2 protein-coding genes and 1 pseudogene are annotated in these 14,480 nt (G+C 72.7%); all 3 read right to left on the minus strand.

The features are described 5' to 3' along the window. Positions 1-128: 128 nt before the first annotated feature. Positions 129-1,184, minus strand: a complete 1,056-nt coding sequence (locus tag ACFZDL_RS10360) for a DegT/DnrJ/EryC1/StrS family aminotransferase (protein ID WP_353596221.1) — start codon at positions 1,182-1,184, stop codon at positions 129-131. Between the two features lie 113 nt (positions 1,185-1,297). Continuing rightward, a pseudogene (locus ACFZDL_RS10365) lies at positions 1,298-12,040 on the minus strand (type I polyketide synthase); the annotation flags it as partial. 61 nt (positions 12,041-12,101) lie between these two features. Beyond that, a partial coding sequence (locus ACFZDL_RS10370) for an SDR family NAD(P)-dependent oxidoreductase (protein ID WP_391190852.1) occupies positions 12,102-14,480 on the minus strand: 2,379 nt, incomplete at its 5' end.

A 14,480-nucleotide genomic window follows, 5' to 3' on the forward strand; every position in this document is an offset into this window, starting at 1 on the left:
ATGGCACTTTCCCGGTGCGCACCGGGGCGGTCGGCAGGACTGGACTCGGATGGACTCAACGCTCCGCTCCCCACACACAAGTTGTCTCGTCCGGCCCCGCGCCGGCCCAACGCACCCAGCAGCCCGGGTCAGCGCCCGTAGAACTCCGCGACCTTGCCGATGATGTGGTCCTGGTCCGCCTCGGTCAGTCCGGTGTGAGTGGGCAGGCACAGGCCGTCCGCGGTGAAGCGGCCGGCGTTCAGGGAGGCCCAGTCCGGATCGAAGTAGAGGGGCTGTTTGCTCATCGGCTGGAAGAACCGCCTGGTTTCAATGGACTGTTCGGCCAAGAACGCGCACAGTTCGTCGCGGCGCTCGGCCCGCACGTCGTACATCCACAGCACATCCCGCGGCGGCATGCGGGTGATTTCCGGGATGTCCCCGAGTCCGGCGTCGTAATATGCCTCGATCTTCCGGCGCCGGTCGAGGAATTCGTCTATCTTCTCCAGCTGCCCCAGGGCGACCGCGGCCTGCAGATTGGTCATTCGGAAGTTGTAGGCCAGCTTTTTGTGCAGGAAGTCGTGCTCGGGGCCTATGGCCATACCGCGCAGATGTGCCATCTGCTCGGCGAGCCTGCCGTCGTCGGTCAGGCAGATGCCGCCCTCGCCCGAGGTGATGATTTTGTTGGCGAACAGGGAGAAGCACGCCACGTCGGCGACCGGCCGGATGCCGTGCGCCTCGGCGGAATCCTCGATCACCCGCAGGTTGTACTCGAACGCGATCCTCATGATCACGTCCATGTCGCAGCGGCGCCCGTGCACATGGACGGGCATGATGACCTTGGTGCGCGGTGTGATCTTGGATTCGATGAGAGCCGCGTCGATGTTGAGGTCGTCGCCGCAGTCGACGAAGATGGGGGTCGCGCCCGTGTAGGTGACCGCCCATGCGGAGGCCACGAAGGTGAATTCGGGGACGAGCACCTCGTCGCCGGGGCCCACGCCAAGGGCGCGCAGCGCCAGGGTGAGCGCGGCCGTGCCCGAGGAGCAGGACACTCCGTGCGCCACTCCGTTGTAGCGCGCGAATTCACTCTCGAACTGCCCGACATAGGGCCCCGCGGCCGATATCCACCCGGAAGCGATCGCCTCGGTGACGTACTTCAGTTCCGCGCCCACCAGATATGGTTTCGCGGCCTGGTATGTGAAGGTCATGCCATTCCTCATTCAGCCGTGGGGCCATGGGCGCTGCCCTTACGCCACTCTATCCGCGCCCCAATGCAGAATCTCTAAGGGAAGTACCAGAGCCCTTTGCTCCAGGGCCCGGGTCACTGCCCCGGAGCGAGCCATTCCTCGATCGCACGCGCGGTGTCCGCCGCCTTTTCCTCGATCACCGAGAAGTGGTTGGCCGCCATCGGCCGTACGGTGTGCGAGGGGTCCAGCGGGGCGCTGCGCCAGCGGTCGAACTCCGCCTCGCCACCGGGGAACGCCTCCGCGCACTGGAGGAAGAGGACCGGTACCGGCACCGTGTCGTACTCCAGGTGTGCGGCGATCTCGAACCAGTGGGCCATGCCGGACAGCCGCGCGCTGTGGAACTCCCCGAACTCGGACTCGGTCCGGAAGATCTGGTCCAGCAGCCCGCCGACCAGCGTGCCCTGCGACTCCACACCGGTGGGGCGGAAGGTGTCCATCATGACGACCGACTCCGGCAGGCGTCCGCCGGTCCGCTCGAGATGGCCGGTGACGGAGTAGGCGAGCGCGCCCGCCGAGGAGTGGCCGACCAGGACGAAGGGGTCGTTGTCCGCGGCCTGCTCGATGCTCGCCACCAGGGTACGCAGGGCGACCTCGGCCGTGGCGGGCAGGCTCTCCCCCGCGGCGTAGCCGGGCAGTGGGATCGCCGAGACCGGCCGGATGCCGCGGAAGTGTGCGGCCAGCCGGGCGTACTGGTGCACACCGCCGTTGACGACCGTCGAGCTGAGGCAGATCAGGCGGGGTGTGGCGGGTCCGTCGGCGAGGAACACCGGGCGGGCCATGTGCCGGGGGTCGTCCGGCCGGTCGTAGGTGGGCCGGATCTTGGCGATCGCCTGCAGCATATGGAATCCGTCGCCCACCTTGTCCTCGACGACCGCGGTGCGGAACATCCTGCTGACGGTGTCCTGCTCGCCGGGCGACCCCTCCCGCGAGGCCGCCAGCGGGCCGGTGCCGCCGTGGCCGGCGAACTCCTGCCGTACCCAGCGGGCGAGTTCGGCGGGTGTCTTCTTGTCGAACACCAGCATCGGGGACAGCCGCAGCCCGGTCAGTCCGGTCAGTTTGTTGCGCAGCTCGATCGCGCTGAGCGAGTCGAATCCCAGCTCCAGGAAGTCGCGTTCGGGGTGGACGGCCGCGGCCTCGCCGTGGCCGAGCAGGGCGGCCGCGTAGCCGCGTACCAGCTCCTCCACCGCGGTGTCCTGCTCGGCCTCGGTGAGCCCGGCGAGGCGCCGGCGCAGCCAGTCGGGACCGGTGCCGTCCAGGGTGGCGGCGGTGGCGGTACGGCGTGCCTGTGGCACCAGTCCGCGCATCAGCGGTGGCAGTTGTTCGGCGTGGGCGCGCAGGGTCGCCATGTTCATCCGTACCGGCACCGGGTTGGGGTGCCGCAGCGGGGCCGCGGCGTCGAACAGGGCCAGGCCCTGGGCCACGGACAGCGGTGGCAGGCCGGTCCGCGCGCTGCGCCGCAGCTCCGCCCCGTCCAGCGTCCCGGTCATCCCGGTGCTCTGCTCCCAGGCGCCCCAGGCCAGGGAGGTCGCCACCCGGCCGTGCGCGGCGCGGTGTGCGGCCAGGGCGTCCAGGAACGCGTTCGCCGCCGCGTAGTTGCCCTGTCCGGCAGCGCCGCTGACCCCGGCCAGGGAGGAGAACATCACGAAGGCGGCCAGGTCCAGGTCGCGGGTGAGCTCGTGCAGATGCCATGCCGCGTCCACCTTCGGGCGCAGCACGGTACTCAGCCGCTCCGGCGTCAGCGCCCCCACCACACCGTCGTCCAGCACACCCGCCGTATGCACCACCGCCGTCAGCGGATGCTCCGCCGGAATCCCGGCCAGCAACCCGGCCACCGCACCACGATCCGCCACATCACACGCCACCACCGACACCTCGGCACCCAGCGCCGCCAACTCCGCCCGCAACTCCACCGCGCCCGGAGCATCCAGCCCACGACGGCTGGTCAACAGCAGTCGGCGCACTCCGTGTTCCGTGACCAGATGGCGGGCCAGTTCGCCACCCAGGCCGCCGGTGCCGCCCGTGATCAGTACGGTGCCCGCGCCGTCCCACGGCTGGATGGCATCCTCGTCCGGGGCCAGCCGGGCGAGGCGCCCGACGCGCAGCACGCCGTCCCGCACGACGGCCTGCGGCTCGCCCGACGCCAGCACAGCGTGCAGGTGGGCCGAGAGCACGCCGTGGTCCTCCGACGGTGTGCCGTCTGCCGTGTCGAGGTCGAGCAGGACGAACCGTCCGGGGTTCTCCGACTGGGCCGAGCGCACCAGCCCCCATGCCGCGGCGGCTGCGAGGTCCGTCGCGGGTGCGTCGTCGTCGGCGGCGACCGCTCCCCGGGTCACGAACACCAGCCGGGAGTGGGCGAACCGGTCTTCGGCCAGCCACGCCTGGATCAGTTCGAGCGCCCGCGCGACGGCTCGGTGGACCTCGGCCACGTCCGTGAACTCCGGCGAGCCGATGGTCACCGACACCGTGTCCGGCGCGGACTCCAGCGCCGCCAGCGCCGCGAGCCCAGCCGCCGTGGCGTCCGTCAGCTCGACAACACCCGTAGCGCCGTCCGCCGCCGCGCCGCGCTCGCCCCGTGGGACGGGAACCCAGTCCAGGCGGAACAGCGCGTCGCGCGCCACCGCGCCGCCCTGCTGAGGCATCGTGTCCGGCGACACCAGGCGCAGCACCAGCGAGTCCACCGAGAGCACCGGGGCTCCGGCCGGGTCGGTCGCCGTCAGCGCCACCGCGTCGGTGCCCACCCGCGCCAGCCGGACACGCAGCGCGGAGGCGCCACCGGCGTGCAGCGACACTCCGTTCCAGGAGAACGGCAGCCGGCCACCGCCGCCCGCCCCCAGGTCCACGAACGACACCGCGTGCAAGGCGGCGTCCAGCAGCGCCGGATGCAGTCCGAACGAGGCCGCGTCCCGCGCCTCCTCCGGCAGGACGGCCTCCGCGAACACCTCGTCGCCGCGCCGCCACACCGCCCGCAGCCCCTGGAAGAGCGGCCCGTACGCGAATCCGTCCGCAGCGGTGCGCTCGTAGAAGCCGTCCACCTCGACGGGCTCGGCGCCCGGCGGTGGCCAGGCCGCGCCACCCGGCGTGTCGTACGGCGTGTCGCCCGACGCGGCGTACGGCGCCTCGTACGGCGCCTCGTGCGGTGCGCCCGGGGCCAGGGTGCCCGTGGCGTGTCGGGTCCACGGGTGGTCGGGCGCCTCGGCGGGGCGCGAGTACAGGCTCAGCTCCCGGCGGCCCGACGCGTCGGGTGCGCCCGCCCACAGCTGTACGGCCACCGTGTCCCGCTCCCCAACGGCCAGCGGCTCTGCGAGGGTGAGCTCCTCCACCCGTGAGCAGCCGACCTGGTCGCCCGCGCGGGTCGCGAGCTCCAGGAAGCCCGTGCCCGGGAAGAGCGCCGTGCCGCCCACCACGTGGTCGGCCAGCCAGGGGTGGGAGCCCACCGACAGGCGGCCGGTGAAGAGGACGCCCTGGGAGCCCGCGAGTTCCACCTCGGCGCCCAGCAAGGGGTGCCGGGCGGGTGTCAGGCCCAGGCCGGACGCGTCGTGGGCCGAGGGGAGCGCCGCCGACCAGTAGCGCTCGCGCTGGAAGGCGTACGTGGGCAGCTCCACGCGGCGCGCGCCGCTGCCCGCGAAGAACGCCTCCCACCGCACCCCGGCGCCGGCGACGTACAGCCCGGCCAGCGCCGCGACGACCGAGGCCTCCTCACCGCGGTCCTTGCGGCACAGGGGCACCACGGCCGCCTCAGGGGTCCGTTCGCCCAGGATGTCCCGGGCCAGCGCGGACAGCACCGCGTCCGGCCCGATGTCGACGAAGGTGCCCACGCCCTGGTCGCCCAGTCGGCGCACGGCGTCGTCGAACCGCACCGCCTCCCGTGCGTGCCGCACCCAGTAGTCGGGCGAGCCGATCTCCTCCGCGGTGGCCGGGTGGCCGGTCAGGGTGGACACCAGCGGGGTCCGCGGGGCCTGGTACGTGAGGGTTCCGGCGATCCGTCGGAAGTCCTCCAGCATCGGCTCCATCAGGGGCGAGTGGAAGGCGTGGCTGACCGCCAGCCGACGGGTCTTGCGGCCGTCGGCGGCGAAGCGGGCCGCGAGTTGCAGCACCGCGTCCTCAGCCCCGGCGATCACCACCGAGCGCGGTCCGTTGACGGCGGCGAGGGACACCCGGTCGGCGTGGTCCGCCAGCAGTGGTGTCACCTCCTCCTCGGTGGCCTGCAGCGAGACCATCGCGCCGCCGGCGGGCAGCGCCTGCATCAGCCGGCCGCGCGCCGCCACCAGCGCGCAGGCGTCCGCGAGCGAGAGCACACCCGCCACATGGGCGGCCGCGATCTCGCCGATCGAGTGGCCCGCCACCTGGTCCGGGGCGACGCCCCAGGACTCCAGCAGCCGGAACAGCGCCACCTCGAAGGCAAAAAGCGCGGGCTGGGTGTACTCGGTCCGGTCGAGCTCGGCGGCCTCGGGGGTGTCCGGTTCGGCGAACACCACGTCCCGCAGCGGCCGGTCCAGCTGAGTGTCCAGATGTGCGAACACCGCGTCCAGGGCCCCTGCGAACTCCGGGAAGCGGTCGTACAGTTCCCGGCCCATACCGGGCCGCTGTGAGCCCTGGCCCGCGAACAGGAACGCGGTCTTGCGGCCGCCGCCTGCCGTGCCCCGGGCCAGCTCCACCACCCCGTCGCCGGTGGCCAGCAGCGCCACCCGGTGGTCGAGCGCCGAACGGCTCGTCGCCAGCGAATACGCCACGTCCAGCGGCCGCAGGCCGGGGTGGTCTTCCAGGTGTGCCAACAGCCGGTCGGTCTGGGCGCGCAACGCCTCCTCGGTGGCTCCGGAGACGAGCCACGGGGCCGGCCGGTCGGGCCGTGTGGCGAGGTCGCCGGGACCGCGCTCCGGCTCCGGAGCTTCTTCGAGGATCACATGCGCGTTGGTGCCGCTGATCCCGAACGACGAGATGCCCGCCCTGCGGGCCCTTCCGCCCGCCGGCCAGGGCACCGGTTCGGTGAGCAGTCGCACCGCCCCCGCCGACCAGTCCACATGCGAGGACGGCGCGTCCACGTGCAGCGTCCTGGGCAGCGCCCCGTGCCGCAGCGCCATCGCCATCTTGATGACCCCGGCGACACCGGCGGCCGCCTGGGCGTGGCCGATGTTGGACTTGACCGATCCCAGCCACAGCGGCGCCGCCTCGGCGGGCCGGCGGCCGTACGTGGCGAGCAGGGCCTGAGCCTCGATCGGATCGCCCAGGGGTGTTCCGGTGCCGTGCCCCTCCACGGCGTCCACATCCGGGGCCGACAGCCCGGCGTCGGCCAGCGCCTGACGGATCACCCGCTGCTGGGACGGGCCGTTGGGCGCCGTCAGACCGTTCGACGCGCCGTCCTGGTTGACGGCCGAGCCACGCAGGACGGCCACCACGTCATGCCCGTTGCGCCGGGCGTCCGACAGCCGCTCCAGGGCGACAAGACCCGCCCCCTCGGCCCAGCCGGTGCCGTCCGCGGACTCGGCGAACGCCTTGCAGCGGCCGTCGGCGGCCAGGCCGCCCTGTGCGTTGAAGGCCAGGAACGGTCCGGGGTTGGCCATCACCGCCACACCACCGGCCAGCGCCAGGGAACACTCGCCCGAGCGCAGCGCCCGCACGGCCCAGTGCAGCGCCACCAGCGACGCCGAGCAGGCCGTGTCCACCGTCACCGCGGGGCCCTCAAGGCCGAGGGTGTACGAGAGCCGGCCGGAGATCACACTGGTGGCCTCGCCCGTGAGATAGCGGCCTTGCAGCTCCGGGGGCGGGGTGTAACCGCTCCCGGCGGCGCCGATGAACACCCCCGTGTCGCTGCCGCGCAGACCGGCCGGGTCGATGCCCGCCCGCTCCAGGGCCTCCCAGGCGACCTCGAGCAGCAGCCGCTGCTGCGGATCGGTGGCCAGCGCCTCGCGCGGCGAGATGCCGAAGAACCCCGCGTCGAAGTGGCCCGCGCCGGAGAGGAATCCGCCCTCGCGCACATAGTCCCCCTCCAGCGGCCAGCCGCGGTCGGCGGGGAACGGGGACATCGCGTCCCGGCCGTCGGCCACCAGGCGCCACAGCTCCTCCGGCGAGTCGACGTCACCGGGGTAGCGGCAGCCCATGCCCACGATCACGATCGGGTCGTCGGTGGTGTCGCGGGGGTCCGGCCGGTGGCCGCCCGCGGCCACGGCGGGCGCGGCCTCGTCCCCGTCGCCGAAGAGTTCGGTGAGCAGGAAGTCCGTGAGGACGAGCGGGGTGGGGTAGTCGAAGACGAGGGTGGAGGGCAGGCTCAGACCGGTGACGGCCTCCAGCACATTGCGCAGTTCCACCGCCGTCAAGGAGTCGAACCCCAGCTCCCGGAAGGCGCGGTCGTCGCCGATCGCGTCCGCGTCGGCGTGTCCCAGCACGGCCGCGGCCTGATCGCGGACCAGACCGAGCAGCAACTCGGAGCGCCCGGTGTTCGGCAGGCTCTCCAGCCTTTCCCGGAACGCGGCGACCGCCGACCGCTCCCCCTGCCGTGCCGCCCGGGCCCGCTCGACGACGCGCCGGACCTCGGGGAGACCGGACAGCAGGGGGCTGGGCCGGGCCGACAGGAAGGAAGGGGCGAAACGCTCCCAGTCGACGTCGGCCACGGTCACGGCCGTGTCCTGCCGGGTCACCGCGTCCCGTAGCGCGCTGATGGCCAGGTCGGGGGCGAGGAGGCCGAGCCCGCGCCGGAGCAGATACTCCGACATCGCCTCCTCGGTGGCCATCCCGGCCCCGGCCCAGGCGCCCCAGGCCACCGACGTGGCCGTGGCGCCGCGCGCCCGCCTGGCCTCGGCCAGGGCGTCCAGGTACGCGTTGGCCGCTCCGTACGCGCTCTGCCCACCGCTGCCCCACACCCCGGCGATCGAGGAGAACAGCACGAACAGGTCCAGCGGCCGATCGCCGAGCAGCGCGTCGAGGTTGGCCGCGCCCGCCACCTTGGCCGACACGATGTCGGCGAGATCCGCCGGGCTCATCTCTCCCACCGGGACCGACCTGCCGACACCGGCCGTGTGGACGACGCCGGTCAGCGGGGTGTCGGCGGGGATGTCGGCCAGTACGGCGGCCAGCGCCGGGCGGTCCGCCACATCGCAGGCCACGATCGAGACCTGGCAGCCCGACTCGCCCAGCTCCGCCGCCAGCCGGGCCGCGCCCGGCGCGTCCGGCCCGCGGCGGCTCGTCAACACCAGCCGCTCCGCCCCGCTGCGGGCCAGCCAGCGCGCCACTTCCGCGCCCAGGGCCCCGGTGCCGCCGGTCACCAGCACCGTTCCCCTCGCGGAGAAGCCCCGTTCCTCCTGCTCCGTGCGGCCGGATGCCAGCCGGCGGCCGAACAGCCCGGACGGACGGATCGCCACCTGGTCCTCGCCGTCGCCCGCCCCGTCGCCGACGGGCCCGGCGGCCAGCACCGCGGCCAGCCGTCGGACGGCCCGCCGGTCGACCTCCTCGGGCAGGTCGACCAGGCCGCCCCAGCGCCGCGGATGCTCCAGCGCGGCCACCCGGCCGAACCCCCACACCTGGGCCTGGACGGGGTTCACCCCCCGGTCCGAGCGGCCGATCGACACCGCGCCCCGGGTCGCACACCACAGCGGCGCCTCGATCCCGGCGTCGCCGAGGGCCTGCACCAAGGCCACGGTCCGGGCCAGGCCGACGGGTACGGCGGGATGCTCGTCGACCGCCGACTCGCCCAGCGCCAGCAGGGACAGCACCCCCGCGAAGCCCGCCCCGTCCGTGGCCAGCCGGGCGAGCCGCCCCGCCAGGGCCGTACGGTCCGCCTCACCGGCTCCGGGCTCGTCGGCTTCGAGCAAAACGGCATCGGTCCCGACAGCGGCGAGTACGGAGGTCACCCACGCGTCCTCGGCGCAGCCCGCCGGTACCACCGCCAGCCACGTCCCGGGGGCGGCGTCCATCGCGCCATCGGCCAGCGGTGTCCACACCACCCGGTAGCGCCAGCCGTCGACCAGCGACCGCTCCCGCCGCTGCCGTCGCCATGACGACAGCGCGGGGACGACGGGGGTCAGCGCCGCACCGTCGACACGCAGGCTCGACGCCAGGGACTCGACGTCCTCCCGCTCGACCGCGGTCCAGAACTCCGCGTCGGCCGGGTCCGCATGGGCCGCGCCCCGGGTGTCCGCTTCTTCCTCCCCGGCCGCCTCGGGCCAGAAGCGCTCGCGCTGGAAGGCGTAGGTGGGCAGCTCGACCCGGTGTGCCCCGGTGTCCGCGAAGAACGCCGGCCAGTCCACCGCCACCCCGGCGACATGCAGCCGCGACACCGCCGTGAGCAGGGCGGTCTCCTCGTCCCGGCCGCGGCGCAGCGCCGGGACCACAACCGTGCCGCCGTCGCCGGAGCGCTCCTTCAGGTTGTCCTGCGCCATCGCGGAAAGCACGCCGTCGGGGCCGATTTCGAGGAACGCGGTCACTCCGGCCGCCCCCATCGACGCCACCCCGTCGGCGAACCGGACGGGCTCACGCACATGCCGCACCCAGTAGTCGGGCGAGCACACCAGTTCCGCCGGCGCGGGCGCGCCGGTCACATCGGAGACGAGCGGGATGCGCGGAGCCCGGAAGGACATCCCGGCCACCACGCCCCGGAACTCCTCCAGCATGGGCTCCATCAGCGGGGAGTGGAACGCATGGCTGACCGTCAGCCGCTTGGTCTTGCGCCCGCCCTCCACGAACCGCGCCGCGACCTCTGCCACCGCGGACTCGTCACCGGAGATCACGACCGAACGGGGGCCGTTCACCGCCGCGATCGACACGCGCTCGCCCAGATACGGGATCACCTCCTCCTCGGCGGCCTGCAGCGCCACCATCACGCCACCGGCGGGCAGCGCCTGCATCAGCCGGCCGCGCGCCGCCACCAGCGCGCACGCGTCGGCGAGCGACAACACGCCCGCCACATGAGCGGCGGCCACCTCGCCCACCGAATGGCCCGCCAGGTGGCTGGGGCGCACCCCCCACGACTCGATCAGCCGGAACAGCGCCACCTCGAGAGCGAACAGCGCGGGCTGCGCCCACCCCGTCCCGTCGAGCAGCGCGGCCTCGGCCGACCCGGCCGGCGCGAACATCACCTGACGCAACGGACCGTCCAGGGGTCCGTCGAGGTGCCCGCACACCTCGTCCAGAGCCTTCGCGAACACCGGGAACCGCTCGTACAGCTCCCGGCCCGTCCCCGCCCGCTGGCTCCCCTGGCCGGAGAACAGCAGCCCCAGCCCGCCGCCCGGCCGCGCCACGCCCCGCGCTGTGCGCGCCACACCGTCCGGACCGGCCAGCAGAACGGCGCGGTGCTCGAAGGCGGGCCGGCCCGTCACCAGTGAGAAACCGACGTCCACCGGCCGGGGGCCGGTGTCCGCGAGAAGCGCGGTGACGCGCTCGATCTGGCCGTTCAGCGCCTCCTCGGTCTTCGCCGACACCGGCCACGGCACGAGGCGGGGAACACGGGTGCCGGCGTCCGGCTCCCACTCGGCCGGTGGTGCCTGTTCGACGATGACATGCGCGTTGGTGCCGCTCATGCCGAACGACGAGACCCCCGCCCGGCGCGGGCGCCCGGAATCCGGCCACTCGACCGGGTCGATCAGCAGCTCCACCGCCCCCGCCGACCAGTCCACATGGGAGGACGGCCGATCGATGTGCAGCGTCCTGGGCAGCGTGCCGTGGCGCAGCGCCATGACCATCTTGATCACGCCGGCCACGCCCGCCGCCGCCTGGGCGTGCCCGATGTTGGACTTGATCGACCCCAGCAACAGCGGACGGCCGGCGTCCCGGCCCTGCCCGTAGGTGGCCAGGATCGCCTGCGCCTCGATGGGGTCGCCCAGGGTGGTGCCGGTGCCGTGCGCCTCCACCGCGTCCACATCCGACGTCGTCAGCCGGGCGTTGTCCAGCGCTTCCCGGATGACCCGCTGCTGCGCCGGGCCGTTGGGTGCGGTCAGGCCGTTGGAGGCTCCGTCCTGGTTCACCGCGGAGCCGCGGATGACGGCAAGCACCTGGTGGCCGTTGCGCTGTGCGTCGGACAGCCGCTCCAGTACGAGGATGCCGACCCCTTCCGACAGCCCGGTGCCGTCGGCCGCCTCGGCGAACGCCTTGCACCGGCCGTCCTCGGACAGTCCCCGCTGGGTGCTGAAGTCGATGATCACCCCGGGGGTGGACATCACCGTGACACCGCCGGCCAGGGCCAGTGAGCACTCGCCGGTCCGCAGCGACTGCACCGCCCAGTGCAGGGCGACCAGCGACGACGAGCACGCGGTGTCGAGGGTGACGGCCGGCCCCTCCAGCCCGTAGAAGTAGGACAGCCGCCCGGAGGCGATGGAGCCCGAGGCCCCGTCGAGGCCGTAGTCGTGGTACATCAGCCCCATGAAGACGCCGGTCCGGCTGCCCTTCAGCGAGGCCGGGTCGATCGCCGCCCGCTCGACGGCCTCCCACGAGGTCTCCAGCAGCAGCCGCTGCTGTGGATCCATGCGCAGGGCTTCGCGCGGTGAGATCCCGAAGAAGCCGGGGTCGAAGTCGGCCGCGTCGTAGAGGAAACCCCCCGAGCGCGTATACGACTTGCCCGGCGTGCCCGGCTCCGGATCGTACAGCTCCGACAGGTCCCAGCCCCGGCCCACGGGGAAGCCGGAGGGCCGGCCGCGGTCCGTGGGAAACGCCGAGATGGCGTCGGTGCCCTCGGCGACCAGCCGCCACAGCTCCTCCGGCGACGTCACCCCGCCCGGATAGCGGCAGCTCATCCCGACGATCGCGACCGGCTCCCGCTCTCCCGTCTCCAGCGCGAGCACCCGCTGACGGGTCTGGTGCAGGTCCGTCGTCACCTTCCGGAGGTATTCGAGGAGCTTTTCGTCGTCCATAAGAAGCCTTCACCCGTCTTCGGTCAGATGGTCGCCGTTCGTCGGCTCAGTGGAGGTCCAGCTCGTTGTCGATGAAGGCGAAGATCTCTTCCGCCGAGGACGAACCGATCCGGGATTCCACGGAGGCCGAATCGGGCTCGCCATCGGTCCACTTGAGCAGCAGGGACTGCAGCCGCACGGTCACGGCGCGGCGTCGTTCGCCGTCGGACACCGAGGACAGCAGCTCTTCCAGCCGGTCGATCTCGCGCAGGGCCGGATCCGTGGTGTCGGTGTCGTCGGACAGCTGAGCCGCCATGTACTCCGCGGCGGCCTGTGCGGTGGGGTAGTCGAATACCAGGGTGGCGGGCAGTCGGAGTCCGGTGGCCGCGTTGAGCTGATTGCGCAGTTCGACCGCGGTCAGCGAGTCGAATCCGAGCTCGTTGAAGTTACGGTCCGCCTCGACCGCGTCGGCGGAACCGTGGCCCAGAATGGCGGCTACATGGCCGCGTACCAGATTGGTCAACAGGTCCAGGCGCTCCTGCGGGTCCAGCCCGGTCAGCTGCCGCTTGAGGCCGTCGGCGTCAGCCCCGCCGGCGGCCTGTCGGCTCAGCTTGCGCGACGCCGGGACCAATCCGCGCAGCAACGCGGGGATCTCGCCCCTACGAGTACGGAGGGCAGCGTTGTCCACCCGCGAGGCCGTCACCGTCGCCACGCCGGAGGCCAGCGCCGCATCGAACGCCCGCAACCCCTCCGCAGCCGACAGCGGCAGCAGCCCCTGGCGCAGCAGCCGGGCGCGGTCCACCTGGCTCAGCAGGCCGCCCATGCCGGTGTCCGACCACAGTCCGAAGGCCACGGAGGTGGCGGGCAGGCCCTCCTCGTGCCGATGCTGGGCGAGAGCGTCCAGGAACACATTCGCCGCCGCGTAATTCGCCTGACCCGCCGCCGCCACCGAACCACCGATCGACGAGAACAACACAAACGCCGACAGCGGCATCTCGCGCGTCAGCTCATGCAGATGCCACGCCGCATCCACCTTCGGCCGCAGCACCCCATCCCACTGCTCAGCCGACAACGACCCGACCAAACCGCTGTCACCCACACCGGCCGCATGAATCACGGCGGTCAACGGACGATCAAGCGGTACGGACGCCAGCAGCTTCTCCACCGACGCCCGGTCCGCGACATCACAGCCCGCCACGACCACCGACGCACCCAACTCCACCAGCTCATCCCGCAACGCCTCAGCCCCCTCAGCCGCCGGCCCCCGACGCGAGACCAACAGCAGATGCCGAACGCCGTGCTCCACCACCAGATGACGGGCCACCACCGCACCAAGACCACCCGTACCACCCGTCACCAGCACCGTGCCCTCGTCCGTGCCCAATGACGGAACTTCCGGTGCTTCACATGGCTCCCTACGTGTCAGCCGAGGCACCAGCATCTCGCCCTTACGCCATGCCACCTCGGGCTCGCCACTGGCCACCACCGACGGCAGCACCGCCGCCAGATCCTCACCCTCCGCCAGATCCACCAGCACAAAACGCCCCGGATTCTCCGCCTCCGCCGCACGCACCAACCCCCACACCGGAGCCTGCGACACCACCACCCCCTCCCCCGACGACACCGCAACCCCACCCCGCGTCACCACCACCAACCGCGAACCACCCGCCAACACACCCCGCACCGCCCCCAACACCCGATCCACCACCGACCGCACCACCAACGGCACCTCACCCCCCACAACCCCACCACAATCCACCACCACAACCCCGGACTCATCACCCCCGGTCTCATCAGCCGCCGCATCCCAGTCGACCCACTCCACCTCACCACCCGGCACCACCGCCACCGGACGCCACTCCACCTCCAGCAGTCCCTCCCCACCCCCAGAACCCAACTGCTCAGCCGTCACCGGACGACCCACCATCGACCCCACCGACAACACCGGCCGACCACCCTCATCAGCCACCTCCAACGCCAACGCATCCCTCCCCGGACGCGTCAACCGCACCCGCAACCGCGTCGCACCCGACGCATGCAACGACACCTGATTCCACACGAACGGGAGCAGCACCCCGCCGCGCCCCTCACCGTCGCCCGCGCCCGGGCCTTCTTCCCCCATGGCCGCGGCGACGCTGTTCACGTGCATGGCCGCGTCCAGGAGCGCGGGGTGCAGACCGAAGCGGCGCGCGTCCGCATGAGCCGACTCGTCCAACACCACCTCGGCGAACACCTCCTCACCCCGCCGCCACGCCGCCCGCAACCCCCGAAACGCCGGACCGTAGTGATATCCGGCGCCGTCGAGGAACCCGTAGACACCGTCGACGTCCAGCTCGGTGGCTCCGACGGGTGGCCATTGTGTGAGGTCGGCGGACGGCGTGACCGACCCCGGCAGCACCGTCCCCTCCGCATGCAACACCCACCCCACATCCTCACCCACCCGCGA

This window comes from Streptomyces sp. NPDC007917 (assembly GCF_042959105.1).
Classification (GTDB): Bacteria; Actinomycetota; Actinomycetes; order Streptomycetales; family Streptomycetaceae; genus Streptomyces.

Coding starts and splice junctions, on each gene's coding strand:
- ACFZDL_RS10360 (WP_353596221.1), bottom strand. CDS start 1,184: ATGACCTTCACATACCAGGCCGCGAAACCATATCTGGTGGGCGCGGAA.